The following is a 26,443-nucleotide window of genomic DNA, read 5'->3' on the forward strand; positions in this document are numbered from 1 at the left end:
GCCGGGCGCCCCCGCCCAGGGCCGTCATCACAACGGGGCGTGGCGGTCCGCCCGTCGGGGGACACCCGGGGCGTGCGCGTCGTCGGAGTGACCGAGTTCGGAGGGCCGGAGGCCCTGCACGTCATCGAGCTGCCCGACCCCGAGCCGGGGCCGGGCGAGGTCGTGGTGGAGGTCGCGGCGGCCGCCGTCAGCCCCACCGACACCTTCACCCGCAACGGGGCCCGGGCCGAGGTGCTGCGGAAGGACCCGCCGCCCTACGTGCCGGGGATGGACGTGGCGGGGACGGTGGCGGCGCTCGGGGAGGGGACCGGGGACGCCGGGCTCGCGGTCGGCGACCGGGTCATGGGCATCGTCGTGCCGTCCGGGTCGCACGGCGGCTACTCCTCGCGGATCGCGCTCCCGGCCGACTCGGTGGCTCCGGCCCCCGCCGGGACCGAGCACGCGGCGGCCGCCACGCTGCCGATGAACGGGCTCACCGCCCGGCTCGCGCTGGACCTCCTGGCGCTGCCCGCGGGCGCCACGCTCGCCGTCACCGGCGCGGCGGGCGCGTTCGGGGGCTACGTGGTGCAGCTCGCGACCCAGGACGGGCTGCGGGTCGTGGCCGACGCCGCGGAGGCCGACGAGCACCTCGTCCGGGACCTCGGCGCGGACCTCGTGGTCCGTCGCGGCGACGGCGTCGCCGACCGGATCCGCGAGGCGGTCGGCGGAGGCGTCGCCGGGATCGCGGACGGGTCGCTGCAGACCGACGAGCTCGTGCCCGCCCTCGCCGACGGCGGGCGGATCGCGACCGTGCGCGGCTACGGCGGGCCGGAGGGCGGCAGCGGACGCGGCATCACCTGGCACCCGGTGTGGGTGCGCGACTACGCCCGCAACCGCGCCGCCCTCGACCGCCTGCGCGAGCAGGTGGAGGAGGGCCGGGTGACGCTGCGGGTCGCCGGGACCGTGCCCGCGGAGCGGGCCGCCGAGGCCCACCGCCGGCTCGAGGCCGGCGGTGTCCGCGGGCGGCTCGTCATCACCTTCTGACCCCGCTCAGAACGTGGGGAGCACCGCCACGACGAGCAGCGCGACCACGGCGAGCACCATCCCGACGACCGCGACCGGACGCCGGACCGGCGTGCGCAGCCCGACCGCGCCCGCCAGCACGGCGACGAGGGCGATCGCGATCCCGACGATGCCGTCCCAGGACAGCGCCATGCTGCCGAACGCCAACGGGCGGAGGCTCACGAGCAGGGCCAGCACGCCGAGGACCGCGGACAGGGCGGCCGCCGGGTTCCCGGGGCTGCGGGGGTCCTCGACGTCGTAGGGGTCCTCGACGATCGGCGCCCACCCGCCGGTCGGGGGCGCCCACCCGCCGGTCGGGGGCGCCCACCCGCCGGTCGGGGGCGCCCAGCCGCCGTAGCCGGGCGGGGCCTGCCGGGGCATCCCCGGCGGCGGGAACGGCGGAGCCGGGTGCGGGGCGTGCCGCGGGCCGCCCGTCGTCGGGCGCGCAGCGGGCTGCGGCGCCCGGCGCTCGAGCACCGCACCGTCCCGCTCGTCCGCTCCCGGCTGCTGCGGTGTGCCCTGACTCATGCCTCGCCCCCGATGGCGTCGGCGGCCCCGCTCCGTCACGGGGCCCTCGACCGGCGCATCGTCGGCGGGGCCGCGCGTGTTAACGCAGAGCGCCGGATCGGGTGAACCGACCCTCAGCGGGCGTCGGCGTCCTGCGTTGCGTCGACGCACAGGGCCCAGAGGGCCGCGCGCTGCGCGGCGGTCTCCTCGCCGAACAGGTAGTGCGTCGGGCGCGGGAGACGGTCGTGCCAGAACAGGCCGCTGCACTGTCCCGGCTCGGTCGCGGCCTGCAGCCACACCGCGGTGTCGGCGCCCTGCTCGGCGGTGCGCAGCAGCGGGCCGGTGACCCGGTGGAAGCCGGGCAGCGAGTCGGCGACGCCGGGGGTGTCGGCCCAGCCGGGGTGCATGCTGTGCACGACCACCCCGGCGGCGGCGAGGTCGTCGGCCAGCAGCTCGGCCAGCACGACCTGCATGCGCTTGGTCCGGGCGTACGCCGCGCCGCCGGAGTACCGGCCCTCGGCGTACTCCGGGTCGTCGGTGTGCAGCGACGCCGTGTACATCCCGCCGGAGGAGACGAACACGACGCGGGCGGGCGCGCCCGGTCGGTCGGGCGGGGACCCGGCCCGCAGCAGCGGCAGGAGCTCGCGCGTGAGCAGGAACGGGGCCAGGACGTGGGTGGCGAGGCAGAGCTCGTGGCCCTGCGCGGTCTCGGTCCGCTCGGCCGGCAGCACCCCGGCGTTGTGCACCAGGCCGTGCAGCGCCAGCAGGCGGTCGCGGGCGTCGAGGGCGTAGCGGCGGACGTCGGCGAGGTCGGACAGGTCGCAGCGCGCGACGGTCACCTGCGCCGCGGGGTGCGCCGCGAGCACCGTCGCCCGGGCGTCCTCCCCGCGGCCCCGGTCCCGGACGACGAGCTCCACGGCGGCCCCGAGCCCGGCGAGCCCGACCGCGGTCGCGGTCCCCAGGCCCGAGCTGGCGCCGGTGACGGCGATCGTGCGGCCCGCGAGCGCGTCCGCCGGGAGGTCGGTCCACCCCGCGGAGCGGGCGAGGTAGCCGAGCCGGGAGTACCCGGGGACGACGAGGCGGTCGAGGACGGCGTCGACGAGGCGGGGGAGTCGCGGGAGCGGCACGGCGCCGACCCTACGGGCGACGCCGTGCCGGGGCAGGTCGTGATCATCTCCGGCGTGTCCGTCCGCTGCGCTCCGTCTAACGGTCGATCCGGTTCGAGCTCCGCTGCGCTCCGTCTCACGGCGGGCAGACCGTGCCCTCCCGGGGGACGGCCTCGCGCAGCAGGTAGTCGTCCACCACCCCGCTGATGCACGGCGTGGCGGGGTAGGCGCCGTGCCCGGTGCCGAGCCAGGCGACGAGGGCCGCGCCCTGCATCCCTGCGGCCACCCGCTGGCTCTCGGCGAGCGGCACGAGCGGGTCGGCCGAGGTGCCGAGGAGCAGGGTGGGGACGGCGGTGCCCGCGAGCGGCGCCGGTGCGTCGGTCGGGACCGGCCACGACGAGCAGACGAGCGCCTGCTGCGCGAACCAGCCGCCGAACACCGGGTCGACCCCGCGGGCGCGGGCGGCGGCCTGCGCCACCTGGTCGACCGTGGGCCGTTCGGACTGGTCGTTGCACGCGGAGACCAGGCCGAGGTCGAACCCGCCGTCGTTCTCGGACTGCTCGGCCAGGGCCAGGACCCCGGCCGGGTCGCCGGACCGCGCCCCGGCGAGGGCGGTGGCGAGGGTGGGCCAGGAGTCGGGGTCGGCCAGCCGTGGCACGAGGACGCTGACCACGGTGCCCGCGGTGACCTCCCGCCCGGGTACCGACCCGGTCGCGCTCGGGGAGGCCGGCAGGGGGGCGGTCCGCAGCCGCGCGACGAGGTCGGTCACCGCGCCCCGCGGGTCGGCTCCCAGGGCGCACCCGGTCGCCACGCAGTTCTGGGCGAAGGCGTCGAGCGCGCGGCGGGCGGCGTCGGCGCGCTGGTCGGCGGTGAGGCCGACGGCGGCGGTCGGGTCCGGGAGGGCGTCGAGGACGAGCCGGCCCTGCTGCTCGGGGTGGGTCTGGGCCCATCGGGCGAGCGTGCCGGCCCCGCCGCCGAGACCGACGGCGTTGAGCCGCACGGCCCCGAGTGCCCGCCGCACCTCGTCGAGGTCGTCGGCGTCGGTGGCCGTGCCGTACTCGGTGAGGGAGTCCTCGAGCAGCTGCGAGCACGTCCGGGCGGCCGTGGCCGCAGCGGTCGCGAGAGGGGCGAGCGCGACCGGGTCGGCGGCCGCGGGGTCGGCGTCGGACAGGGCGGCGCGGGTGGTCGGGGTGATGCAGTCGACGCCTCCCGCGGCCGCGCCGCGCACGTCGACGCCGTAGAGCGCCCGCCCGTCGAGGAGGTCGGCCGGCGCCCGGGCCGCGAGGCGCACGGCCTGCTCGACCCCGGTCCGTCGGCCCGGGTCGCCGAGCACCGCGATCGGCACCGTGGGCGTCGTCGGGGCGGGCCCGAGGGTCACCCGGGTGACGTCGACCTCGGCCGCGCTGGTGGCGGACCCGCTCGCGTAGCCGCCACCGACCGGCACCGTCGCGCAGCCCAGCCGCAGGTCCCGGCCGCCGAGTGCCGCGGTTCCGCCGAGGCGGGCGACCTGTCCGGCGGTGCACTCGGTGAAGTCGAGCTGCGGGGTGGACGCGACCAGCGGGGGCAGCAGGGACGGCGGCGCGGGCGGGGGCGCCGCGCTGCTCGGTGCCGGGGCGGCCGGCTCGTCGCTGTTGACGGTGGCCACCGGCGGGCGGCGGCTCGGGCCCACGGCGCAGCCCGCGAGGAGCACGGCGAGCAGCACGAGGAGCAACCACCTGGGACGACGGATGGCGGCACCTCTCGACGGGGCGGGGAACGGCGCCCATGATGCCCGGGGCCGGGTCGACCCGCGGTGAGGGCCCGGGCCGCGCGCCTCGGGGTCAGGCGGGGTCGGGCGGGGTCAGGCGGGCGGCAGGATGTCGGCGAGGTCGAAGCTGGTGGGCTGCTCGAGCTGGTCGTAGGTGCACGAGGACGGGTCGCGGTCCGGGCGCCAGCGGACGAACTGCGTGGTGTGCCGGAAGCGGTCGCCCTCGAGGTAGTCGTAGCGGACCTCGACCACCCGCTCGGGGCGCAGCGGCACGAACGAGAGGTCCTTGCCGGCGTTCCAGCGGCTGGTCTCGTTCTTGCGCGGGGTCCGCTCGCCCTGCTCGTGGGCGGCCCAGTTCCAGGGGTGCTCGTCGAACGTCGTCACCAGCGGCTGCAGCTCGGCCATGAGCTCGCGCCGCCGGGCCATGGTGAAGGCCCCGACGACCCCGACGCTCGCGAGCGTCCCGTCCGCGGTGTGCAGGCCGAGCAGCAGCGAGCCGAGCGCGTCGGGCCCGGACTTGTGCACGCGGTAGCCCGCGACGACGCAGTCGGCGGTGCGCTCGTGCTTGATCTTGCTCATGACGCGCTTGTCGGGCTGGTAGGTCAGGTCGGGCTTCTTCGCGATGAGCCCGTCGAGTCCCGCGCCCTCGAACCGGACGAACCAGTCCTGCGCCTGGTCGTGGTCGGTGGTCATCGGGGTGACGTGCACCGGGGCCCGGTCGTCGACCGCCTCGACGAGCCGCGCGCGGCGCTCGCTGAACGGACGCCGCGTGAGGTCCTCGTCGTCGAGGGCGAGCAGGTCGAAGGCCACGAACGACGCGGGGGTCTGCTCGGAGAGCAGCGTGACGCGGGAGACGGCGGGGTGAATGCGCTGCTGGAGCGCCTCGAAGTCGAGGCCGTGCCCGTCGGGGGTGGCGACGATGATCTCGCCGTCGACCACGCACCGCGGGGGCAGGTGCTCGCGCAGCGCCGCCACCACCTCGGGGAAGTACCGCGTCATCGGCTTGGTGTTGCGGCTGCCGATCTCCACCTCGTCGCCGTCGCGGAATACCACGGCCCGGAAGCCGTCCCACTTCGGCTCGAAGCACTGGCCCTCCGGGATCGACTTCACGGGCTTGGCCAGCATCGGCAGCACCGGCGGCATCACGGGCAGGTCCACCGCGACAGTCTCCCGAACGCGGCGCGGCTACTGCACGCGCGGGCTGCGCGAGGCCGCGGCGTCGAGCTCGAGCCGGACCGCGGTGGGCAGCGCGTCCACGGCGAACGCCTGTCGGGCGCGGGCGAGGACCCGGCCGTCGATGTCGGCCCACACGTCGCGGACGTCGGTGCCCTCGATCAGCCACAGCGACATCCGCAGCGCGGGCCTCCGCTCCGTGCCGACCATCCGCACGCGGGCCCGGCTCACCCCGTCGATGGCCTCGGCGTCGTGCCGGACGGCGTCGGCGATGGCGGAGTGGTCCACCGTGAGGCGCTCCCCGGGGGTCTCGGAGAGCACGACGTCGGGCCGGGGCTCGGGGCGCAGCGAGCGCACCGCCCACACCAGCCCGAGGACGAGCAGGACGACGCCCGCGGCGATCGCGATCCAGCGGCTCGCGTCGACGTTCGCGGAGACCCACCCGGTGAGGACGGGGTCGAACAGCGGGCGCTGGGCGCGGTTGGACCCGAAGACGCCCGCCCCGAGCAGGACGACCAGCACGCCGAGGGCGAGCAGGACGAGCCCGGACAGGACGACGAGCGTGCGGTCGCCCGCGGCGGAGCGGGCGACGGCGGCCCGGGAGCGGCGGCTCACTTGACCCCCTTCGTGGCGGCGACGGTGACGGACACCCGCGGGCGACGGGCGAGGGGCAGCCGGCCGAGGACCTCGTCGACGCGTTCGCGCACCGCGGTCCGCACTTCCTCCGGGGTGTCGAGGGTCCCGGCGCGCACCACGACCTTCTTCTGCGAGGCCACCACCGACGCGGAGACCACCTCGGCGTGCGAGCGGACCTCGTGGCCCACGGCGCGGGCGAGCGAGCGCGGCGACGTGGTCACGGTGACCTCGGGGACCGGCTCGGTGAGCGCGACGTCGTGGCGGCGGGCGACCAGGCCGACGAGCAGCACGAGCAGCCCGACGACGGCGACCCCGATCGCGATGCCCCGGACGGTGCCCGACGACCAGGTCAGGCCCTGCACGGCGGCCTGCCAGGTCGGCCACGGCACCACCAGCGGCGAGGACGACGGCGCGACCCAGGCGACGATCACCTCGAGCGCGGTGAGCACGCCGACGGCGGCGACGAGCAGGCCGAGCAGCGGCGAGAGCAGCCGCAGGAGGACACGCATCACTGCACCCGGGAGGTCGGGGCCGCGGGACCGGCCGGGACGGACAGGGCCGAGACGGTGACGTCGAGCGAGCGCACCGCGTACCCGGTGAGCGTCTGCACGCGCTCCCGGACGTTGCCGCGCACCGCGTCGACGGTCAGCGCGATCGGCGCGGGGTAGGCCAGCGGGACCTCGAGGCGCACGTCGACCTGGTCGCCGTAGCCGGAGACCTTCGCGGACGCCCCGGCCTCCCCGAAGCCCAGTCCGGCGACGCGCCGCTCGGTGCGCACCGTGCCCTCGGTCGAGTCGGCGGCGTGCTCGGCGATGCGGCGCACGACGCCGAAGGAGATGTCGAGCCGCCCGCGCTCGCCCGCCTCGTCACCGTCGGCCCGCACGGACGGGGACGCGACGACGGGCACGGGCGTCGTCGCGTCCGAGGCCGGGGTGCTCATCGGTCGCGACCGCGGCCGGTGAACTGCGTGATGTCGAGCTCGCCGTCGAGCACCCGCCCGACGACGAGGCCCAGGATGCCGAGCACGAGGGCGATGAAGAACCCGACGAGACCGCCGGCGGCGGCCGCGACGCCCAGCAGGAGGCCGACGAACAGGCCGGCCGTGGTGGCACTCATGGTGTGCTCCCGAGATCGAGGGTGGGGGTCAGACGACCCGGCGGGTACGGACCGGGTTGAGGGGGGCGCGGCCCAGCCAGCGGCGGCCGGCCCGCAGGGTGCGGGGGACGACGTGACCGGAGACCGCGACGATCGGGGCGTCGAGCCGCGGGTCGTCGTCGGCGATCCGCCACCCGTGCGGCACGTCGGTGCGGGGGCCGGAGCCGCCGTCGGGATCGCCCACGGAGGTCCCGACGGCCTCGAACGGGGACCGCCCGGCGCGGAACGCCGCCAGACCCCGGCGGAAGACCTCCGGGTCGCCGCCCACGTCGGGGTGGTGCCGGCGGACGAAGGCCCGGAACTCGCCGGCCGGGGTCTGCGGGGCGCTCACGGTGCCGGCGCCGCGGCGGGGTCGGTCGGGTCCGTCGGGTCGGCGAGGTCGGTGACGACGACGTCGACCCGGCGGGCACCGGTCTCGGCGGCCACCAGCGCGCGCAGTGCCTCGGCGGTGGGCCGCACGCGCGCCCCGAGCCGGAGCACCACGCTGATCCGCGCGGGCTCGTCCCCGTCACCGAGGGCGACCCCGACGAGCCGGCGTCCGGGCAGGTAGGTCGCGACCGCCCCGAAGGTGCCGCCGGAGAGCCGGACGACGTCGGGGTGGGCGAGCAGGGCCCCCGCGACGCGCTCGGAGAGCGAGCCGCGGCCGGGCGCGTCGGCGGACCCGGGCGACATGGCCCGCACGCCTGCGGCCGCGGCCGTGTCCACCTGCGGCCCGCGGGGCGGCACGGCGCCGGGGGCCGGGCCCCGCCCGGCGGGGCCGCTCACTCGACCCGCGAGGTCGGGGCGGGCGCGGGCTGCGCGTCGTCCTCGTCGCCGGGCATGTGGATGTCGTTGACGGCGATGTTGACCTCGATGACCTCGAGGCCGGTCATCTGCTCGACGGCACCGATGACGTTGCGGCGGACCGCGCGGGCCAGCTCGACGATGCCGGCGCCGTACTCGACGACGATGTCGAGGTCGATCGCGGCCTGCTTCTCGCCGACCTCCACCTGGACGCCCGCGGCCTGCGAGGTGCCGGTGCCGCCGGGGATGCGCTCGCGGATCGCGCCGAAGGCGCGCGAGACGCCGCCGCCCATGGAGTAGACGCCCGAGACCTCGCGCGCGGCGATGCCGGCGATCTTCTGCACGACGCCGGAGGCGATCGTGGTCTTGCCCTGCCCCGAGTCGTCCGCGAGGCGGGACGGAGTGGCGCCGCCGGTCCGCGGCGCGGCCGGCGTGGTCGTGGCCGAGTCGGAAGGGGTCGTCATGAGGGGCGCTCCTCTGCGCAGGGGATCGGGGACGGTCCGTGTCCTGCCGGACGGTGCGGCCGCGTGTGCGCGGCCGACTACCCGTCGGACGCCGGGCGCCCGGGAGACGTCACGGATTGTCACCCGAACGGACGAACGGTGTACCGGAGCAGGAGGCCGTCGTCGTGCGCGAGGGCCGCGGCGAGCCGCAGGCCGACCGGAGCGGGCAGCTCCGGACCGGCGAGGATGCGGCCCGGCCCGGCCCCGACCAGCGACGGCGCCACCGAGAGGCAGAGCTCGTCGACCCGTCCGGCCGCGGCGAACGAGCCGAACAGGGCGGGCCCGCCCTCGCACAGCACGCGGTGCAGCCCCCGGGCGGCGAGGGCGTCGAGCACGGCCGCGGGGGAGAGGTCGCCCGCGGCGACGACGTCGGCCACCGCGCCGTAGCGGTGCGTGGCCGCCGGGGCGGCCGCGGCGGTCGTCACGACCAGCGGGGGGACCGTGGTGTCGGTGAACAACGCCGCCGCCGGGTCGAGGACGGGCGACGCGGTGACGACCGCGACCGGCGGGACCTCGGCCTGACCACGCGCCCGCCGGCGGGCCCGCAGCGCCTCCGAGGTCCGGGCCCCGCGGTAGTCCTCCGCGAGGACCGTCCCCGACCCGGCCACGATCACGTCCGCCAGCTCCCGGAGCAGGCCGAACACCGTCCGGTCGCCGGGGGCGTCGAGGCCCGTCGAGCGCCCGTCGACGCTGACCGCGCCGTCGGCGCTGGCGGCGAAGTTCACCCGGACGAACGGGCGGTCGGCGGGCGCCGGGTGGGCGTAGAGCGCCGCGAGGGCGTCCCGGTCGAGCTCGCCGTCGGGACCCCCGGGCGGCCAGACGTGCCTCACTCCTGCGTGCGCTTCTGCAGGTCGTCGATGGCGCGGGAGGCCTGCGACTTGGTCAGGTCGGCCGGCGGCTCCTCCCCGGCCCGCTGGGCCAGCGTCTCCAGGTAGCTCGCCTGCGGACCGGTCATCGGCTCGTCCCCGGTGACCCACTCGCCGGTGGGCCGTTCCTGCGTCGACGGGTCGGCCGAGCCCTGCAGGCGTTCGATCTCGTCGGAGGCCTGCGCCTTCGTCAGGCCGGTGGGCGGCTCCTCGCCCGCCTGCTGCGCGAGGGTCTCCAGGTAGCTGGCCTGCGGACCGGTCATCGGCTCGTCGCCGGTGACCCAGTTCGCCGGATCCTTCTCCGCGGCGGAGCCCTCGCCCTGCTGCTTCACCTCGTGCGGATCCGGAGGTGTGACGCCCGCGTGACGGGAGGGGTCTTGGCCGGACGGCGTGTCGCCCGGCAGACTGTCCCGCGTGTCGGTCTCGCTCATGATGGCTCCCGAGGTCTCGGCCGTCGTGCGGCGTGGTCGGCTGGTGACGGGCGACGACCGGACCGCGGGTCGGCACAGACCCGCCACACGGTCGAACACCCGTTCGACACGGTAGCGGCATACCCCGACACCGGGGTCCCGATACCCGACGGACCCCGCAGATCGGGCTGCGGCAGGCGCCGTCGGACGACCGGGACCGGCCGCCCGCCGCGGTGATCCCGCGCGGGGCGCCGGCCGCCGCACCCCACCACGCAGCACCGTCCCGCGTGACAGCGTCGTCACGGCCGGGGGACCACCGGGCGACGGGACCGTTGCCGGAACGTGGCGATCAGCACGATTCGAATCCCCTGCGCACGCGTGCGCTCGGCGATCACCACCGTTAACGTCAGGTTGCTTCGGCCACCACACGGCCACGACGTCCGGCGCGGGCCGCACGGACGCGTCCCGGCCGCCGGAGCCGGCCCGAACCCAGCCCGACCCGACACCGCCCGCCGCCGGGCGGCACCAGCGTGCCGCCCACCGACCCGCTCCGGGACCGACCCGGCACAGAGTCTCCCCCCGGACCAGGTCCGGGACCACCACACGACGACGACGGGAGGGCACGAGGCCGTGACCATCACCTCCGGGGCTGCCGCCGACGGCACCGCCGCCACCACGACCCCTGCCACCAGCCCCACGAGCGGCGCCGCCGCCCAGGGCCTCTACGACCCGGCCCACGAGCACGACGCGTGCGGGGTCTCCTTCGTCGCCGACATCGCGGGCCGCCGGGACCACGGGATCGTCGCGAAGGGCCTGACCGCCCTGATCAACCTCGAGCACCGCGGCGCGCGCGGCGCCGAGCACGCGACCGGCGACGGCGCGGGGATCCTCATCCAGCTCCCGGACGGGCTCTACCGTCCGGTGCTCGCCGAGCAGGGCGTCACGCTGCCCGAGGTCGGCCGCTACGCCGCGGGCATCGCGTTCCTGCCCGCGGACCCGGAGCGCGCCGCCGAGGCCACCGCCGTCGTCGAGCGGCTCGCCGCCGAGGAGGGCGTCGAGGTCCTCGCCTGGCGCGACCTGCCGGTCGACCCGGACGGCGCGGGCATCGGCCCGACGGCCCGGACGGTCATGCCGACGTTCCGCCAGCTGTTCATCGGCCTCCCCGCCGAGGTGGACACCGTCGTCGACACCCCGAACGCGGGCGACGACGAGGCCGGCATCGAGCTGACGATGGAGCGGCGCGCCTTCGCGCTGCGCAAGCGCACCGAGCACGAGACCCGGGACGCGGGCTGCGAGACCTACTTCCCGTCGCTGTCCAGCCGCACCGTGGTCTACAAGGGCATGCTCGCCGAGGAGCAGCTCGGCCCGTTCTACGCCGACCTGACCGACGAGCGGACCACCAGCTCGATCGCGCTGGTGCACAGCCGGTTCTCGACGAACACCTTCCCGGCCTGGGGCCTCGCGCACCCGTACCGCTACCTCGCCCACAACGGCGAGATCAACACGCTGCGCGGCAACCGCAACTGGATGCGGGCCCGCGAGTCGATGCTCTCGACCGGCGCCTTCTCCAAGTACGACATGGACCGGCTCTTCCCGATCGTCACGCCCGGCGCGAGCGACTCGGCCAGCTTCGACGAGGTCCTCGAGCTGCTGCACCTGGGCGGGCGGTCGCTGCCGCACGCGGTGCTGATGATGATCCCGGAGGCGTGGGAGAACCACACCGAGATGGACCCGGCGCGCCGGGCCTTCTACCGGTACCACTCCACGCTGATGGAGGCCTGGGACGGCCCCGCCCTCGCGGCGTTCACCGACGGCTCCGTGATCGGCGCCGTGCTCGACCGCAACGGCCTGCGCCCCGCCCGCTACTGGGTCACCGAGGACGGCCTGGTCGTGCTCGGGTCGGAGGTCGGCGTGCTCGACATCGAGCCGTCGGCGATCGTCCGCAAGGGCCGCCTGGAGCCGGGCCGCATGTTCCTCGTCGACACCGTCGGGCGGCGCATCGTCGACGACGACGAGATCAAGGGCGAGCTGGCCGCCGAGCACCCGTACGGCGAGTGGCTGCACGCCGGGATGATCGAGCTGGCCGACCTGCCGGCCCGCCACCGCGTGCCGTTCGACCACGACGTCCTGGTCCGCCGCCAGCAGACCTTCGGCTACACCGGCGAGGAGCTCACGCTGCTCCTGCGCCCGATGGCCACCGGCGGCGCCGAGGCCACCGGCTCGATGGGCAACGACGCCCCGCTCGCGGCCTTCTCCGCCCGCAGCCGGTCGCTGTTCGACTACTTCACCCAGCTGTTCGCCCAGGTGACGAACCCGCCGCTGGACGCCTACCGCGAGGAGCTCGTCACCTCGCTGCAGGTCCAGCTCGGCTCCGAGACCAACCTGCTCGAGGTCTCGCCCGCGTCCTGCCGCCGCGTGGTGCTGCCGCTGCCGGTGATCGACGACGACGAGCTCGCGCAGCTGGTCGGGATCAACGACGACGGCAACCTGCCCGGGTTCGCGCCGCACGTGGTGTCCGGGCTCTACGAGGTCGCCGGCGGCGGCGACGCGCTGCGCGCCCGGCTGGCCGAGATCCGCGCCGAGGTGTCGTCCGCGATCGCCGAGGGCGCCCGCGTGATCATCCTGTCCGACCGCAACTCCGACGCCCGGTTCGCGCCGATCCCGTCGCTGCTGCTCACCGGCGCGGTGCACCAGCACCTCGTGCGGGAGAAGACCCGGACCCGGGTCGACCTCGTCGTCGAGGCCGGCGACGTGCGCGAGACCCACCACGTCGCGCTGCTGCTGGGCTACGGCGCCTCCGCGGTGAACCCCTACCTCGCACTCGACTCGGTCGCCGACCTCATCGACCGCGGCGTCATCACCGGGGTCGGCGTGCCCACCGCGACCCGCAACGTCGTCGAGGCGCTCGCCAAGGGCGTCCGCAAGATCATGAGCAAGATGGGCGTCTCGACGGTCGCGTCCTACATCGGGGCGCAGATCTTCGAGGCGATCGGTCTCGGCGACGAGGTCGTCGAGGACTGCTTCGCCGGCACCACCTCGCGCCTGGGCGGGATCTCCTACGAGGTCCTCGCCGAGGAGGTCGCGGTCCGCCACCGGGTGGCGTGGCCGGCCGACGGCGTGCACGCCGCGCACCGCGAGCTCGTGGTCGGGGGCGAGTACCAGTGGCGCCGCGAGGGCGAGCTGCACGTGTTCAACCCGCACACGGTGTTCAAGCTGCAGCACTCCACCCGCACCCAGAACTACGACACGTTCAAGGAGTACACCCGCGCCGTCGACGAACAGTCGAGCTCGCTGCTCACGCTGCGCGGCCTGTTCGGGTTCAAGGACGGGGAGCGGACCCCGGTGCCGATCGAGGAGGTCGAGCCGGTCTCCGCGATCGTCCGGCGGTTCAACACCGGCGCCATCTCCTACGGGTCGATCTCGCAGGAGATGCACGAGGTCCTCGCGATCGCGATGAACCGCCTCGGCGGCCGCTCGAACACCGGCGAGGGCGGGGAGGATCCGTCCCGCTTCACCCGCGACCCGAGCGGGGACTCGCGCCGGTCCGCCGTCAAGCAGGTGGCCTCCGGGCGCTTCGGCGTGACCAGCGAGTACCTGGTCAACGCCGACGACATCCAGATCAAGATCGCGCAGGGCGCCAAGCCCGGCGAGGGCGGCCAGCTGCCCGGCCACAAGGTCTACCCCTGGATCGCGAAGACCCGGTTCTCGACGCCGGGTGTGGGCCTGATCAGCCCACCCCCGCACCACGACATCTACTCGATCGAGGACATCGCCCAGCTGATCCACGACCTGAAGAACGCCAACCCGGCGGCGCGGGTCCACGTGAAGCTGGTCAGCCAGGTCGGGGTCGGGACGGTCGCGGCCGGCGTGTCGAAGGCCAAGGCCGACGTCGTGCTCATCTCCGGGCACGACGGCGGGACCGGCGCCTCGCCGCTGTCGTCGATCAAGCACGCGGGCGGGCCCTGGGAGCTCGGCCTCGCCGAGACCCAGCAGACGCTGCTGCTCAACGGGCTGCGCGACCGGATCGTCGTGCAGACCGACGGCCAGCTGAAGACCGGTCGCGACGTGATGATCGCCGCGCTCCTCGGGGCCGAGGAGTACGGCTTCGCGACGGCGCCGCTGGTGGTCTCGGGCTGCATCATGATGCGCGTCTGCCACCTCGACACCTGTCCGGTCGGCGTCGCGACGCAGAACCCGAAGCTGCGCGCGAAGTTCGACGGCAAGGCCGACTACGTCGTCGCCTTCATGGAGTTCATCGCCCAGGAGGTGCGCGAGCACCTCGCGGCGCTGGGCTTCCGGTCCCTCGAGGAGGCCATCGGCCACACCGAGGTGCTGGACACCCGCGCGGCGGAGTCGCACTGGAAGGCCGAGGGTCTCGACCTGGCGCCGATCCTGCACCGCCCGGAGCTGCACGGGTCCTACGCCGAGCAGACCCTGTACTGCTCGAAGAACCAGGACCACGGCCTCGAGAAGGCGCTCGACCACACCCTCATCCAGCTCGCCGAGGGCGCGCTGGCCGACGGGTCGCCGGTGCGCCTCGAGCTGCCGGTGCGCAACGTCAACCGCACCGTCGGCACGATGCTCGGCAGCGAGGTCACGAAGCGGTGGGGTGGTGCGGGTCTGCCCGACGACACCATCGACGTCACCTTCACCGGCTCCGGCGGGCAGTCGTTCGGTGCGTTCCTGCCGCGCGGGGTCACCCTGCGGCTGGTCGGCGACACCAACGACTTCTGCGGCAAGGGCCTCTCCGGCGGGCGCATCAGCGTGCGGCCGCACCCGGACGCCCCGCTCGTCGCCGAGGAGAACATCGTCGCGGGCAACGTCATCGCCTACGGCGCCACCGAGGGCGAGATCTTCCTGCGCGGCAAGGTCGGCGAGCGCTTCTGCGTGCGCAACTCCGGGGCGCACGCGGTCGTCGAGGGCGTGGGCGACCACGGCTGCGAGTACATGACCGGCGGCCGCGCGGTGATCCTCGGGCCGATCGGGCGGAACTTCGCGGCCGGCATGTCCGGCGGCGTGGCCTACGTGCTCGACCTGCCCGAGCAGCGGGTGAACCACCAGATGGTGGAGCTGGAGGTGCCGGGCGCCGCCGACCTCGACGAGCTGCGCGCCCTGGTGGAGAAGCACTACGCGGCGACCGACTCCGCCGTCGCGCACGGTCTGCTGACCGACTGGGAGGCCGCCGCGATGCGGTTCACCAAGGTGATGCCCGTGGACTTCAAGCGGGTGCTGGAGGCGACCGCCGACGCCGAGCGCGACGGTCGTGACGTCAACGACGCGATCATGGAGGCGGCTCGTGGCTGACCCCCGCGGTTTCATGACCACCGGCCGCGAACTGCCGCGGCGCCGGCCCGTCGACCTGCGCCTGAAGGACTGGCACGAGGTCTACGAGGAGCTCAACGAGACCACGTTGAAGAAGCAGGCCGGGCGCTGCATGGACTGCGGCATCCCGTTCTGCCACCAGGGCTGCCCGCTCGGGAACATGATCCCCGAGTGGAACGACCTGGTCTGGCGCGACGACTGGTCCGAGGCCATCGAGCGCCTGCACGCGACGAACAACTTCCCGGAGTTCACCGGGACGCTGTGCCCCGCCCCGTGCGAGGCGGCGTGCGTGCTCGGGATCAACAACGACCCGGTGACGATCAAGCAGGTCGAGATCGAGATCATCGACCGCGCCTGGGAGGAGGGCTGGGTCCGCCCCGAGCTCCCCGAGACGAAGACCGGCTTCTCGGTCGCCGTGATCGGCTCCGGGCCCTCGGGCCTCGCCACCGCCCAGCAGCTGACCCGGGCCGGGCACGACGTCACCGTCTACGAGAAGGCCGACCGCATCGGCGGGCTGCTCCGCTACGGCATCCCCGAGTTCAAGATGGAGAAGCGGCGGCTGGACCGGCGCCTCGGGCAGATGGCGGCCGAGGGCACGCGCTTCGTCGCGGGCGTCGAGATCGGCGGCGCGGGGGAGCACGACCTCTCCGTGGCCGAGCTGCAGGAGCGGTTCGACGCCATCGTGCTCGCCGTCGGGGCCACCGCCTGGCGCGACCTGCCCATCCCGGGCCGGGAGAACCACGGCGTGCACCAGGCCATGGAGTACCTGCCCCCGTCGAACCGGGTGCAGCAGGGCGACTACTCCCGCTCGGACATCGACGCCGAGGGCAAGCACGTCGTCGTGATCGGCGGCGGTGACACCGGCGCCGACTGCGTCGGGACCGCGCACCGTCAGGGCGCCGCGTCGGTGACCCAGCTCGAGATCATGCCGATCCCGCCCTCCGAGCGGCCCGCCACCAACCCGTGGCCGACCTACCCGGCGATCTTCCGGGTGTCCTCGGCGCACGAGGAGGGCGGCGAGCGGCTGTTCTCGGTCAACACCGAGGAGTTCCTCGGCGACGACCACGGGAACCTGCGGGCGCTCAAGCTCGTCGACGTGCAGCGGGTCGGCGGGACGTTCGAGCCGGTCGAGGGCAGCGAGCGCGAGCTCCCGGCCGACCTGGTGTTCCTCGCGATGGGCTTCCTCGGCCCGCAGCGCGAGGGCCTGGTCGAGGCGCTGGGGGTCGAGCTCGACGAGCGCGGCAACGTGCGTCGGGACGCGTCCTACGAGACCTCGGTGCCGAACGTGTTCGTGGCCGGCGACGCCGGGCGCGGGCAGTCGCTCATCGTGTGGGCCATCGCGGAGGGCCGCTCGGCCGCCCGCGGCGTGGACGAGAAGCTGACCGGCCGCACGGTGCTGCCGCGGCCGATCAACCCGGGGGACCGGGCGTTCGCCTGACCCTGTTCCGAACGAACGGCACTCTCGCGCACATAGATGCTGCGAGGGTGCCGTTCGCTCGTTCGGGGACTAGGCCGAACGGCTCACCAGCGGCTCGGTGTTGATCGCCGGCACGGTGACCTGCAGCCGGTGCGAGGTCACCTGCCAGAACCGGCGCTCCGGGTCCACCGTGCGCCACGCCTCGGCGGCGTCGTGCACCTCGTCCTGCGCGAGCCCGTCGCGGGGCACGACCGCCACGGCCGGGCGGAAGCCGAACCGGCGGCGCGGGGCCGCGGCCGGGGTCGCCCCCACGGCGGCCGCGAGGGCCGCCCAGGCGTCCACGGCGCTGCCGTGCACGCTCACGGTGGTCGGGCCGACCCCGTCCCCGAGCAGCACGGTGTAGGCGCTGACCGCGTCGTACGTCACGGATTCCTCCTCCTGCCCCCGGGGTGGGAGCGGCCTGTCCAGGACAACGGCAGAACGCCCCCGCGGGCCAGCCGACACGCAGGTACCCGCGCCGGGCTGAACCGATTCCGCGTCCGGCGGTCCACTCCACCGGCGGTCACTCGACCGGCTGTACCGTCAGGCGCTGGGGCGGAGCTCACTCCGCCGAGCAGCGCAGCAGCACGATGACGACGTCGCGGGAGTCGAGGAGCCCGCCGAGCACGGCCGTCTGCTCCTGCGCCTGGTGCCAGGCCGGGTCGTCGGCGTGCCGGTCGGCGAGGAACCGCTCCACGGTGTCGGCGCGCTCGGTCCACGGCGCCGGCGCGTCGGGCAGCGTCGAAGCCTCGACCCGGTCGTGCACCCGGAACCCGGTGGCGGCCAGGTCGCGGTGCAGGTCGACGTCGGTGGGGAAGGAGTTCGACTCCAGTTCGGCCGCCCGCTCCCCGCGGGCGACGAGCACGAGCAGGCCCAGCCGCCCGCCGGGGCGCAGCACCCGGTGCAGTTCGGTGAGCACCGCCCGCTTGTCCGGCACCGTGTCGAGCACGCCGAGGGCCCACGCGGCGTCCACGTCGTCGTCGGCGAGGGGGAGCTCCTCGGTCCAGGCCGCGACGGCGGGGTGGCCGAAGAGCCGGACCGAGGCCGTCGCGGCGTGCACCATCGGTTCGGCGAGCACCACCGGCCCCCGCCAGCGCCACGAGTACTCGGTCACCAGCCAGGCGGTCGGTCCGCCGAGCCCCGCCCCGGCGTCGAGGAACCGGTCGCCGTCGGTCAGCTCCAGACCGTCGGCGAGCCACGCCAGGTCGGCGGGCCGCCCGGACCCCCGGCACGCGGCCGGGATCGCGTAGTCGGTCCCGAGCTCGGCGACCGCCTCCTCGGTCCACGCCGCGACGGTGTCGAACTCGACCTCCAGCGCCTCCTGCACCCCACGCTCCCTCACCCGGGGCGGAGGGCCGCGCTCTCCGCCTGGTGGGCCGCGCGCACGCGTCGCCCCACCTCGGCCTTCAGATCGGCCGCTGGTACCCAGCCGGCGCTCGAGCCGACACCGGAGAGATTCACCCCGACGACCCCGTCGAGCGCGAGCAGTGCCCGGGCCTCCGCGACGGCCACCGCGATCCCGGCCTCGACCGGGTCGTCGGCGTCGAGCACGGTCGCGACCGCCTCCGGGTCGAGGTCGAGTCCGGGCAGGTCGGCCAGCCCGCGGGCGGTGGCGGCGTCGGTGAACACGGCGACCCCGGCGATCACCGGGAGGTCCACCCCGGCCGCGCGGCCCGCCGCCAGGAAGTCCGCGAGCACGGCCGGTGCGGCGACGTGGTTGGTGACGACGAGCCGGGCGCCGGCGGCCTGCTTGGCCGCGAGGCCCGCGGCGCGGCCCGCGTGCGGCGGCGCGGCCGGGGCGGCGGTGACGGTCGCGACGAGCCCGGCCGAGGCCGCGAGGTGCGCGAGCCGGGTCGCGTCGAGGTCGAAGACCTGGGTGGCCCCCGCCCCGACCGTGGTGCCCGCGCCGCTGCCGGGCCGGCTGTCCCCGGTCACGCACAGCACCCCGCCGACGCCGAGCGCCGCCAGGCCGACGACCTCCTGCTCGAGCACCACCCGGTTACGGTCCCGGCAGGTCAGGGTGACCCACGGCCGGACGCCGGCGTCGAGCAGCGCGGCGGCGAGCATCGTCGGCGGGAAGTCAGCGCGGTCGTGCAGGTCGGCGACCAGCACCGCGTCCGACCCGAGGGCGAGCCGGTCGGCGACCGCCCGCAGGGTGGCGGGGTCGCGGGCGGGCACCGAGAGGTCGGAGAGCACGAGCGGCGGGTCGACCACCGCGGGGGCGTCCGGCTCCGGGCCGTCCCAGGCGAGCACCGGCGAGCCGGACGTCCACGGGCAGGGCAGTGCCTCGTCGAGCTCGCAGGCCCCGGAGGGGCGGACCCCGCCGCACGGCCCGAACCGCATCCGCTTCGGACAGCTGATCACCGCGCCGGGGTGCCCCGTGCGGACCCGTCGCACCCCTGCCCGACAGGGGGTCCTCCCTACCTCGGATCCGGGGGTCCGCCCCGAGGCCGCGGGGGGCGACCCGATCGGCGCGCAAGCCTCTGACCAGCAGAGTTCTCCTCGTCACCGCCGGATCGCGACGACCACCGAGGAGGCCCGACACCATGCTCACCGCGACCGCCCCGCACCCCGCCACCCCCGCCGTCGGCCACCCGGTCGTGTCCGTCGTCGTCCCCACCTTCGACGAGGCGGGCAACGTCGACGCCCTGATGGACCGGCTCGCCGCGGCGCTGCCCGCCGGCGCCGAGGTGATCGTCGTCGACGACTCCCGCGACGACACCGCCGCCCGGGCCCGCGCCGCCGCGGACCGCGTCCCGTTCGCGCTCACGGTCGTCCACCGCGACGAGCCGACCGGCGGCCTCGGGGGCGCGGTCGTGGTCGGTCTGCGGGCCGCGCGGGCCGACTGGGCGGTCGTCATGGACGGCGACCTCCAGCACCCGCCCGCGACGATCCCCCGGCTGCTCGCCGCCGCCCCGGGGCACGACGTCGTCGTCGCGACCCGCTACGCCGGGAACGGCGACGGATCGGGGCTCGGCTCGACCTACCGGCACGTCGTGTCGCGGGCGTCGAAGGCGCTCGCCGCGCAGCTGCTCGGCGGAGCGGTCGGCGCGATGAGCGACCCGCTGTCGGGCTTCTTCGCGGTGCGCCGGGCCGCGCTCGACCTCGACGCCGTCGACCCCATCGGCTACAAGATCCTGCTCGAGCTGGTGGTCCGCTCCGGGCTCACCCGGATCGCCGAGGTGCCGTTCACCTTCGCGCCGCGCCACGCCGAGGCCTCGAAGTCGACCGCGCGGGAGGGCCTGCGCTTCCTGCGCCACCTCCGGGCCCTGCGTCGGACGCCGGTCGTCGCGCCGGCGGCGGACGGGCCCCTCCGGATCCTCGTGATCACCAGCGAGGCCCCGCCGATCGTCTCCGGCATCTCGCGCTGCGTGGAGCGCCTCACCGTCGGCCTGCGCGGGCGCGGGCACACCGTCGACGTCCTGTCCTCGGTCCAGATGCCGCGGCTGATGCTCGGCGAGTACCGCTTCAGTCCGCTCCTCGCGCACTGGCGGCGGGTCGCCCGCACGATCGCGCAGTACGACGTGGTCAACCTGCACGGGCCGGTCCCCACGATGAGCGACGTCGTCCTGCTCCTCGCGGGCGCCCGGCGCGGCGTCCCGGTGGTCTACACCCACCACAGCGCCCTGGCCGTGCGCGGCGCCGAGACGTTGTCGGAGCTCTACAACCGCCTGCACCGGGTCCTGTCCGGTCGCGCCGACCGCATCCTCACCACCTCGCAGTACTACGCCGACGCGCAGCGCCGTGCGGGCGGCCCGCCGGTCGAGGTCGTGCCCTGGGGCGTCGACCTGCGCCCGCTGCCGACCCGCCCCCGGACCGACGGGCCCCTGAAGGTCCTGTTCGTCGGCCAGATGCGCCCGTACAAGGGGCTGGAGTGGCTGATCCCGGCCGTGGCCGGCCGTCCCGAGCTGCAGCTCACCCTCATCGGTGACGGAGCGCATCGAGTCGACTACGAGCGACTCGCCGATTCGAGTGACAACGTCCTGTTCCTCGGCCGGGTCAGCGACCAGGATCTGCACCGTGCGTACGACACCCACGACGTGGTCGTCCTGCCCTCGGTCACCCGGGCGGAGGCGTTCGGCCTCGTCGTGCTCGAGGGGATGGCGGCCGGGTGCGTCCCGGTGGTGTCCGACCTGCCCGGGGTCCGCGACCTCGTCGACCACGCCGGCGTGGTGGTCCCGACCCGGGACGCCGACGCCCTCGGGGCGGCCCTGCTCGCCCTCGCCGGGGACCGCGCCCGGCTCGCGGTGCTCTCCCGCCGCGCCCGCCGCCGCGCCGAGGGCCTGGGCTGGGACGCCTGCGTCGAGCGTTACGAGGCCGCCGTGACGGCCACCCTCCGGGCCCGCGGCCGCCGCGTCCGGACCGCCGCCCCGACGCTGCGCCGGGCCGGGTGAGCGCGATGTCCACCGTCGGCGTGCTCCGCACGCAGCGCGGGGCGGGCGGCGGCAGCGTCGTCCTGCTCGGCGCCGTCGCCACCACCGCCGCGCTGAACTACGGCCTCGGGCTCGCCCTGGCCTGGCTCCTGCCCACCGAGGGCTTCGGCGCCGTCGGGGTCCTGCTGAACCTGCTCCTGCTCGCCACCTCGGTGCTCGCCGCCGGCTTCCCGTGGGCCCTGGCCCGCGCGACGGCCCGGGGCGCGGAGACCGGGCCCGACCCCGCGGCCGTCCGCGCCGCCCTGGTCGGCAACGTCGTCCTCGGGATCGTGCTCGCCGGGGCGTTCGCGGCGGTGCAGCTGACCACCGGCGTCGTCCTGCCGGGTGTCGGGCCCGTCCCGACGCTGCTCGCCGCGGCCACGATCGTGGTCCTCGCCGTCGTCGCGGTGCTGGTCGGCGCCCTCCAGGGCGCCCGCCGGTTCGACGCCGTCGGGGCGACCCGGGTCGCCGAGATCGTGGTCAAGGTCCTCGCCGCGCTCGGCGCCGTCGGGGTCGCCGGGTACGGCGTGGGCGGGGTCGCCGCCGCGCTGCTCGCCGGAGCCGTCGCCGCCGCACTGGTCGCGGCCGTCGCCGGCGCGGACCGGCTGCGCCGCCCGGCCCGGCCCGGGTCCGGCCGCCGCCCCGGGGTCGTCGCGGCCGCCGTGCCGATGGCGGTCAGCACCACCGGGTTCGGGCTGCTGGGCACCCTCGACGTGCTCGCGCTCGGCGTCGCCGGGGTCCCGCTCGCCGTCGTCGGGGTCTACCAGGCCGCCGCGGTCCTGGCCCGGGCGCCGTTCTTCGTCGGGTCGGCCCTCTCCGACGCCGCGTTCCCGTTCATCGCCGCGGCCCCGACCGCCGCGGCCGCCCGGCGGGCGCTGCTCGGCGCGCTGCGCTGGGTGCCGCTGGTCCTGGTCCCCGGGCAGCTCGTGCTGCTCGTCGCCCCCGGCCCGGTGCTCGACGTCGTCCTGCCCGGCGCCTACGCCGCCGCCGCCGGCCCGGTCCGCGTGCTCACCCTCGGCACCACCGGCCTGCTGCTCGCCGACATGCTGCTCAAGGCGCTGTTCGCCCGCGGCCACGCCGCGACGGTGGCCCGCCGCGTGCCCGTCGCGGTGGCCGCGCAGGCCGCTGCGCTGCTCCTGCTCGTCCCCGCGCACGGCGCCCTCGGCGCCGCGGGGGCCTTCGCGGTCGGCACCTGGACCACGGTCGTGCTGCTCGGCGCGGCCGTCCTGCGCGAGCTGCGCCCCACGCTCCGGACGCCGGGAGCGGCCCGGTGGAGCGGGGCGGTGGCGGTCCTCGTCGTGGTGCTCCTGCTCGCCGCGGGTCTGCCCACCCCGGCCGCCCTCGCCGTCGTCGGGGCGGGCCTGCTCGCCTACGCCCTGTTCGTCCTCCCGCTCCTGCTCGCCCGTCCGACCGAGGTGACCCGATGACCGTCCCCCGCACCGTCCACCAGGAGGTGTACGACGCCGACCCGGACGCCGTCGTCACCCAGTCCCCGGCCTGGTCCGACGCCCTCGCAGCCCGCGGCCACCGCGACGCGTCCCGGCTCCACACGCTGCCCGACGGCCGCCGCCTGGTGCTGCCGCTGGTGGGCCGCACCGGGCTGTCGGAGGAGTCGTGGCCCTACGCCTGGGGCTACGGCGGCGCGATCGTCGAGGGCGGGGAGCTCACCGTCGCCGACGCGCGGTACGTCCTCGCCGACCTGCGCCGCCGGCCCGCGCTGCTCCGCTCCGTGGTCCCGATGCCGCTGCGCGGCGCGGTGTGGGCGGAGGCCGCCGGCGCCGACGCGACGCGCGTCCCGTACACCGCACAGGTCGTCGACCTCGCGCCCGGCTGGGACGAGCTCTGGGCCAGGGGCTTCCGCCGCCAGGCCCGCAACTCGGTGCGCAAGGCCGAGCGGTTCGAGCTCGACGTCCGCCGCGAGACCGGCGCCGACCCCGACCCGCGCGGGCTCGACGTCTTCCGCACGCTCTACGCGCAGTCGGTCGACCGCTGGGCCGCGGACCGGGGGCAGCCCCTCCCGCTCGCCCGCGCCCTCGCGGCCCGCCGTGACCGGCCCGGTCAGGTCGCCGCCGCGGCCCGCGCGCTCGGCGAGCGGTGCGTGGTCTGGTCGGTGCTGCGCGACGGCGCGCCGGTCGCGGCCAACGTCGTGCTGCACGAGCCCGGCACCCGCCACGCGCTCGGCTGGATGTGCGCGATGGACACGACCGGCATCGCCCGCGAGACGCTCGCGACCTACCTGCTGCACTCGCTCGCCATCCAGGACGCGTGCGCCGCCGGCGCCCGGTGGTTCCACATGGGCGAGTCCGACGCCGGGTCGGGCCCCGAGCACTTCAAGCGCTACTTCGGTGCCGTGGCCGTGCCCTACGCCGCGTTGCGCTTCGAGCGGCTGCCGTTCTCCCGCGCCGAGCAGGCCGCGCGGTCGGCCCTCGGTGCGGTGTCGCGGTGGCGGAGGGCGTCGTGAGCCGGGCGGGCCGCGTGGGCCGGGTCGTGCTGTCGATCTACGACGACGTCGGCAACCCGCACTACGGCGGCGGCGGGGCCGCGGTGGTCGCCCGGGTCGCGGCGCGGCTGCACGCCGACGGGCACGACGTCACCGTCTACTGCGGCTCCTACCGCGGCGCGCGCTCCGGGCAGCGCGACGGCGTCCCTTACGTCCACCTGCCCGTCGGCTGGGCGGGCCCGCGCGGCGGACAGGTCGTGTTCTCGCTGCTCGTCCCGCTGCTCGCGCTCGTGGTGCGCCCGCACCTGTGGATCGAGAGCCTCACCCCGCCGGTGTCGGCGAGCCTGCTGCCGCTCACGGCGCGCTGCCCGGTGGTGGGGCTGGTGCAGATGCTGTGCGGCGCGGACATGGCGCGCCGCTACCACCTGCCGTTCGAGGCCGTCGAGCGCCGCGGGCTCGCCCTGTACCGCCACCTCGTCGTGCTGAACGACGTCGACGCCGCCCTCGTCGCGACCGCCGCTCCACGCGCGACGGTGACCGTGCTGCCCAACGGCGTCGACCTGCCGGCGACGACCACCCCCGCCGTCGGGACCGGGCTGCTGTTCCTGGGGCGGATCGACGTGCGGCAGAAGGGGCTGGACCTGCTGCTCGAGGCCCTTCCCGACGACGCGTGGCTCGAGATCGCGGGCGCCGGCACCCCCGCCGAGGAGGCCCGGCTGGACGCGCTCGTCGCCGACGACCCGCGCGTGCGGCGGCTGGGCCGGGTGGACGGGCCCGCGAAGGAGGCCGCGCTGCGCCGGTGCGCGGTGATGGTCGTGCCGTCGCGGTACGAGACGTTCTGCCTCACCGCCCTCGAGGCGATGGCGCACGGCCGGCCGGTGGTGCACTTCGACCTGGAACGGCTCGGGTGGATCGGCGACGAGGCCGGGGTCGCGGTGCCCGCGTTCTCGGTGCCGGCGCTGCGGGCGGCGATCGCGGGCCTGCTCGCGGACCCCGGGCGGCGGGCGGCGGCGGGTCGGTCGGCGCGGGAGCGGAGCCTCGCCTACGACCGGAGGATCACCGAGGAGCGCTGGTCGGCGCTGGTGGACGACCTGGTGGTGGCCGAGCGGAGCCGGTTGCGGGCGGTCGAGAGCCGGTCGCGGGTCTCCGGGGTCAGCCGCGCGACGATCCCGGTGCGCGCCCGCGCGGCCGTCGCCAGGGCGGTGCGGTGGGCCGTGCCCGTGAGGCGGTGACCGAAGAGCTGCAGCCGGACCTGGGCGCGGACGCCGCTCGCGAGGTCGGCCTTGTAGGCCTCGGCGTCGCCGAGCAGGTCGAGGTCGTCGAGCTCCGGGTCGGCGCAGCAGTGGTCGACGAGGTGGTGGGTGAGGACCACCCCCGGCCCGAGCTTCGCGGCGTCGTCGGCCATGCCCAGCTTGAGGAAGTGCAGGGTGCGGTGGGCGCGCAGGCAGTAGCCGAAGGCCACCGCCCGGCCGTCGATGCGCAGGAACGCGAGCCGCAGCAGGTCGTGCCCGGCGGCCCACCGGGCGGCCTCGGAGTAGAACCGCACCGCGGCGGGGGAGGACCGGATCGCGGACCCGGCGGCGAGCTTCCACGCGCGGGCCTCGAGCCGGAACCCCTCGTCGAGTCGCGCGGCGAGGTCCCGCGACCCGTCGTCGAGGTCGAGGGTGACCGTGCCGGCGTCGGCCATCCGGTGCCGCAGGCGACGCAGCCCGTGGCGGCGGTTCTTCGAGAGCCGTCGCAGGAACGCCTCGGGGGTGCCGGTGGTGTCGATCCAGGGGGACCGGCAGACCGGCCGCTCGAGGACCGGCCGCCCGGTGGCGCGCAGCGCGGCCGTCGCGACGTGCTCGGCGGGGAGCGCGGACAGGTCCACCGGCCGGCCGAGGTGCGCGAGCCGGTCGGCGAGCTCGGCGGCGGCGTCCGCGTCGGCGACGACCGGGGTGAACCGCGCGGTCTCGTGGTTCGTGGGGGAGCGGAGCCCCCACGGACGGGCGGTCAGGGGCAGCACCGCGACGAGCTCGCCACCGCGCTCGACGGTCAGCGCCCGCATCGCGTCCGCCCGGCCGAAGGCCTGCGCCCAGGCGTCGAGCCAGCCCGGCCGGTCGAAGGGCGCGGCCCCGGTGGCGACGGCGAGGGCGTCCCAGCGCGCAGCCAGCTCCGGGTCGGGGACACGCAGCGCTCGGCTCACCACCCGTCGGGACGCTAGCGGCCCCGCAGGCCCCTGACCAGCGGCGTTGCCCTCCGTGGCGGCCCGGGCGGGGAGCGTGACGGGCCACGGGTGGGGCTGGCCCCACCCCGGTCGCAGGGCTCGCACCATCGGCCGGCGGGCCGCGCGACGCGACGCTTCAGGGGCCGCACCGCCCAGCCCGCCACCCAGCCCGCCGCCCAGCCCGCCGCCCGATCCGCGAGGAGCCCGCCATGACCGTCATCGCCTTCCCCCGGCCCTCCGCCCTCGACGCGCCCACCGTGTCGGTGCCGACCCGGGACCCCGAGGCGACGGTGCCGCTGGGAGTCCCCGCGCCGGTCGTCGGCGTGCGCCGCCCGGTGCCCTGTGCTCCTCCTCCCCGGGCGCTCCCGCCCCGGGTCCCGGTCGGGTATCCGGGGCCCCGCGCCTACCCGGTCCCGCCGCTCGTCGCGCCGTCCGGGCCCGCCGGCCTGGCCGGCGCCCCGGTGCCGTGGGGCCCGCCGTCGGGGCCGGTCCCGGTCGCCCCGCCGGTCCGCGCCCGCCGCCCCGCGACCGCCGTCCTCGTCGCCCTGCTCGTGTTCGTGCTGCTCGTGGGCGGCGGGATCGCCGCCTACGTCGGCTTCAGCGTCGGCCCCGCGTACTCCACCGGCGCCGTGGTCGGCGGTGCCCGGTGACGGTGCGTGGAGCCCTGCGCCCGGATCCGT

24 protein-coding genes and 2 pseudogenes are annotated in these 26,443 nt (G+C 76.3%); 8 read left to right on the plus strand and 18 right to left on the minus strand.

Annotated elements, in window-relative coordinates:
* Positions 1–72 precede the first annotated feature (72 nt).
* Positions 73–1,023, plus strand: a complete 951-nt coding sequence (locus ACQPYX_RS14525) for an NADP-dependent oxidoreductase (RefSeq protein ID WP_433803591.1) — start codon at positions 73–75, stop codon at positions 1,021–1,023.
* Positions 1,024–1,029: 6 nt separating this feature from the next.
* Here the strand turns inward: ACQPYX_RS14525 and ACQPYX_RS14530 are convergent, their stop codons facing one another.
* From ACQPYX_RS14530 to ACQPYX_RS14595, 14 genes and pseudogenes are all read right to left on the minus strand, one after another.
* Positions 1,030–1,569, minus strand: a complete 540-nt coding sequence (locus ACQPYX_RS14530) for a hypothetical protein (protein WP_433803592.1) — start codon at positions 1,567–1,569, stop codon at positions 1,030–1,032.
* Positions 1,570–1,682: 113 nt separating this feature from the next.
* Positions 1,683–2,675 carry an SDR family NAD(P)-dependent oxidoreductase gene (locus ACQPYX_RS14535; protein ID WP_433803593.1) on the minus strand — a complete coding sequence of 331 codons (993 nt, stop codon included), beginning with the start codon at positions 2,673–2,675 and terminating at the stop codon, positions 1,683–1,685.
* A 115-nt stretch (positions 2,676–2,790) separates the two neighbouring features.
* Entirely contained in the window at positions 2,791–4,356 is a 1,566-nt protein-coding gene (locus tag ACQPYX_RS14540; RefSeq protein WP_433803594.1) for an alpha/beta hydrolase, read from the minus strand.
* Between the two features lie 138 nt (positions 4,357–4,494).
* Positions 4,495–5,559, minus strand: a complete 1,065-nt coding sequence (locus ACQPYX_RS14545) for an ATP-dependent DNA ligase (protein ID WP_433803595.1) — start codon at positions 5,557–5,559, stop codon at positions 4,495–4,497.
* 27 nt (positions 5,560–5,586) lie between these two features.
* Positions 5,587–6,189: an alkaline shock response membrane anchor protein AmaP gene (gene amaP, locus ACQPYX_RS14550; protein WP_433803596.1), complete on the minus strand. Its 603-nt coding sequence runs from the start codon at positions 6,187–6,189 to the stop codon at positions 5,587–5,589.
* Positions 6,186–6,719: a DUF6286 domain-containing protein gene (locus ACQPYX_RS14555; protein WP_433803597.1), complete on the minus strand. Its 534-nt coding sequence runs from the start codon at positions 6,717–6,719 to the stop codon at positions 6,186–6,188. The genes amaP and ACQPYX_RS14555 overlap by 4 nt, the downstream gene beginning before the upstream one ends.
* Complete coding sequence (locus tag ACQPYX_RS14560) at positions 6,719–7,150, minus strand: Asp23/Gls24 family envelope stress response protein (RefSeq protein ID WP_433803598.1); 432 nt, start codon at positions 7,148–7,150, stop codon at positions 6,719–6,721. Before ACQPYX_RS14560 ends, ACQPYX_RS14555 begins: the two co-directional genes overlap by 1 nt.
* Entirely contained in the window at positions 7,147–7,326 is a 180-nt protein-coding gene (locus tag ACQPYX_RS14565; RefSeq protein ID WP_018334428.1) for a hypothetical protein, read from the minus strand. The genes ACQPYX_RS14560 and ACQPYX_RS14565 overlap by 4 nt, the downstream gene beginning before the upstream one ends.
* Before the next feature lie 28 nt (positions 7,327–7,354).
* Positions 7,355–7,696 carry a hypothetical protein gene (locus ACQPYX_RS14570; protein WP_433803599.1) on the minus strand — a complete coding sequence of 114 codons (342 nt, stop codon included), beginning with the start codon at positions 7,694–7,696 and terminating at the stop codon, positions 7,355–7,357.
* The gene (locus tag ACQPYX_RS14575) at positions 7,693–8,130 is read right to left on the minus strand and encodes a hypothetical protein (RefSeq protein ID WP_433803600.1); all 438 of its coding nucleotides are present in this window, start codon (positions 8,128–8,130) and stop codon (positions 7,693–7,695) included. Before ACQPYX_RS14575 ends, ACQPYX_RS14570 begins: the two co-directional genes overlap by 4 nt.
* Positions 8,127–8,612, minus strand: coding sequence for an Asp23/Gls24 family envelope stress response protein (locus tag ACQPYX_RS14580; protein WP_433803601.1), 486 nt, complete (start codon positions 8,610–8,612; stop codon positions 8,127–8,129). Before ACQPYX_RS14580 ends, ACQPYX_RS14575 begins: the two co-directional genes overlap by 4 nt.
* A 119-nt stretch (positions 8,613–8,731) precedes the next feature.
* A complete protein-coding gene (locus tag ACQPYX_RS14585; protein ID WP_433803602.1) occupies positions 8,732–9,481 on the minus strand; it encodes a pyrimidine reductase family protein in 750 nt (249 codons plus the stop codon).
* Entirely contained in the window at positions 9,478–9,684 is a 207-nt protein-coding gene (locus ACQPYX_RS14590) for a DUF3072 domain-containing protein (RefSeq protein ID WP_433803723.1), read from the minus strand. The genes ACQPYX_RS14585 and ACQPYX_RS14590 overlap by 4 nt, the downstream gene beginning before the upstream one ends.
* Positions 9,670–9,849: pseudogene (locus tag ACQPYX_RS14595) on the minus strand (DUF3072 domain-containing protein); the annotation flags it as partial. The gene ACQPYX_RS14590 and the pseudogene ACQPYX_RS14595, both read right to left, overlap by 15 nt.
* 708 nt (positions 9,850–10,557) lie before the next feature.
* Here ACQPYX_RS14595 and gltB point away from each other — a divergent pair.
* Positions 10,558–15,231 carry a glutamate synthase large subunit gene (gene gltB / locus ACQPYX_RS14600; RefSeq protein ID WP_433803603.1) on the plus strand — a complete coding sequence of 1,558 codons (4,674 nt, stop codon included), beginning with the start codon at positions 10,558–10,560 and terminating at the stop codon, positions 15,229–15,231.
* On the plus strand, positions 15,224–16,687 hold the full coding sequence (locus tag ACQPYX_RS14605) for a glutamate synthase subunit beta (RefSeq protein ID WP_433803604.1): 1,464 nt from the start codon (positions 15,224–15,226) through the stop codon (positions 16,685–16,687). Before gltB ends, ACQPYX_RS14605 begins: the two co-directional genes overlap by 8 nt.
* Positions 16,688–16,756: 69 nt before the next feature.
* On the opposite strand, the gene ACQPYX_RS14610 is transcribed toward ACQPYX_RS14605, so the two are convergent.
* The 3 genes from ACQPYX_RS14610 to ACQPYX_RS14620 all read right to left on the minus strand — a co-directional run bounded on the left by ACQPYX_RS14610 (position 16,757) and on the right by ACQPYX_RS14620 (position 19,069).
* Positions 16,757–17,092, minus strand: a complete 336-nt coding sequence (locus ACQPYX_RS14610; protein ID WP_433803605.1) for a hypothetical protein — start codon at positions 17,090–17,092, stop codon at positions 16,757–16,759.
* A 175-nt stretch (positions 17,093–17,267) separates the two neighbouring features.
* Positions 17,268–18,032, minus strand: a complete 765-nt coding sequence (locus ACQPYX_RS14615) for a class I SAM-dependent methyltransferase (protein WP_433803606.1) — start codon at positions 18,030–18,032, stop codon at positions 17,268–17,270.
* A gap of 11 nt (positions 18,033–18,043) precedes the next feature.
* Positions 18,044–19,069, minus strand: a complete 1,026-nt coding sequence (locus ACQPYX_RS14620) for a methylenetetrahydrofolate reductase C-terminal domain-containing protein (protein ID WP_433803607.1) — start codon at positions 19,067–19,069, stop codon at positions 18,044–18,046.
* 182 nt (positions 19,070–19,251) lie between these two features.
* Here ACQPYX_RS14620 and ACQPYX_RS14625 point away from each other — a divergent pair, with 182 nt between their 5' ends.
* The 4 genes from ACQPYX_RS14625 to ACQPYX_RS14640 are packed head-to-tail and all read left to right on the plus strand — an operon-like array spanning position 19,252 to position 24,789.
* Positions 19,252–21,099: a glycosyltransferase gene (locus tag ACQPYX_RS14625; RefSeq protein ID WP_433803608.1), complete on the plus strand. Its 1,848-nt coding sequence runs from the start codon at positions 19,252–19,254 to the stop codon at positions 21,097–21,099.
* A 5-nt stretch (positions 21,100–21,104) separates the two neighbouring features.
* Positions 21,105–22,544 (plus strand): oligosaccharide flippase family protein, encoded by a 1,440-nt coding sequence (locus ACQPYX_RS14630; protein ID WP_433803609.1) that lies wholly within the window; start codon positions 21,105–21,107, stop codon positions 22,542–22,544.
* Entirely contained in the window at positions 22,541–23,578 is a 1,038-nt protein-coding gene (locus tag ACQPYX_RS14635) for a GNAT family N-acetyltransferase (RefSeq protein ID WP_433803610.1), read from the plus strand. The genes ACQPYX_RS14630 and ACQPYX_RS14635 overlap by 4 nt, the downstream gene beginning before the upstream one ends.
* Positions 23,575–24,789: a glycosyltransferase family 4 protein gene (locus ACQPYX_RS14640; RefSeq protein ID WP_433803611.1), complete on the plus strand. Its 1,215-nt coding sequence runs from the start codon at positions 23,575–23,577 to the stop codon at positions 24,787–24,789. The genes ACQPYX_RS14635 and ACQPYX_RS14640 overlap by 4 nt, the downstream gene beginning before the upstream one ends.
* A gap of 62 nt (positions 24,790–24,851) precedes the next feature.
* On the opposite strand, the pseudogene ACQPYX_RS14645 reads toward ACQPYX_RS14640, so the two are convergent.
* Positions 24,852–25,871: pseudogene (locus ACQPYX_RS14645) on the minus strand (GNAT family N-acetyltransferase); the annotation flags it as partial.
* Between the two features lie 101 nt (positions 25,872–25,972).
* On the opposite strand from ACQPYX_RS14645, the gene ACQPYX_RS14650 reads away from it, so the two are divergent.
* On the plus strand, positions 25,973–26,413 hold the full coding sequence (locus tag ACQPYX_RS14650; protein ID WP_433803612.1) for a hypothetical protein: 441 nt from the start codon (positions 25,973–25,975) through the stop codon (positions 26,411–26,413).
* The last annotated feature ends 30 nt before the right edge of the window (positions 26,414–26,443 follow it).

Source organism: Actinomycetospora sp. CA-084318 (assembly GCF_050955885.1).
Classification (GTDB): domain Bacteria; phylum Actinomycetota; class Actinomycetes; order Mycobacteriales; family Pseudonocardiaceae; genus Actinomycetospora.

Excerpts from the sequence above, each read along its gene's own strand:
- ACQPYX_RS14530 (WP_433803592.1), bottom strand. The coding sequence starts at position 1,569 with ATGAGTCAGGGCACACCGCAGCAGCCGGGAGCGGACGAGCGGGACGGT.
- ACQPYX_RS14555 (WP_433803597.1), bottom strand. The coding sequence starts at position 6,719 with ATGCGTGTCCTCCTGCGGCTGCTCTCGCCGCTGCTCGGCCTGCTCGTC.
- ACQPYX_RS14560 (WP_433803598.1), bottom strand. The coding sequence starts at position 7,150 with ATGAGCACCCCGGCCTCGGACGCGACGACGCCCGTGCCCGTCGTCGCG.
- ACQPYX_RS14565 (WP_018334428.1), bottom strand. The coding sequence starts at position 7,326 with ATGAGTGCCACCACGGCCGGCCTGTTCGTCGGCCTCCTGCTGGGCGTC.
- ACQPYX_RS14580 (WP_433803601.1), bottom strand. The coding sequence starts at position 8,612 with ATGACGACCCCTTCCGACTCGGCCACGACCACGCCGGCCGCGCCGCGG.
- ACQPYX_RS14625 (WP_433803608.1), top strand. The coding sequence starts at position 19,252 with ATGCTCACCGCGACCGCCCCGCACCCCGCCACCCCCGCCGTCGGCCAC.
- ACQPYX_RS14630 (WP_433803609.1), top strand. The coding sequence starts at position 21,105 with ATGTCCACCGTCGGCGTGCTCCGCACGCAGCGCGGGGCGGGCGGCGGC.
- ACQPYX_RS14635 (WP_433803610.1), top strand. The coding sequence starts at position 22,541 with ATGACCGTCCCCCGCACCGTCCACCAGGAGGTGTACGACGCCGACCCG.
- ACQPYX_RS14650 (WP_433803612.1), top strand. The coding sequence starts at position 25,973 with ATGACCGTCATCGCCTTCCCCCGGCCCTCCGCCCTCGACGCGCCCACC.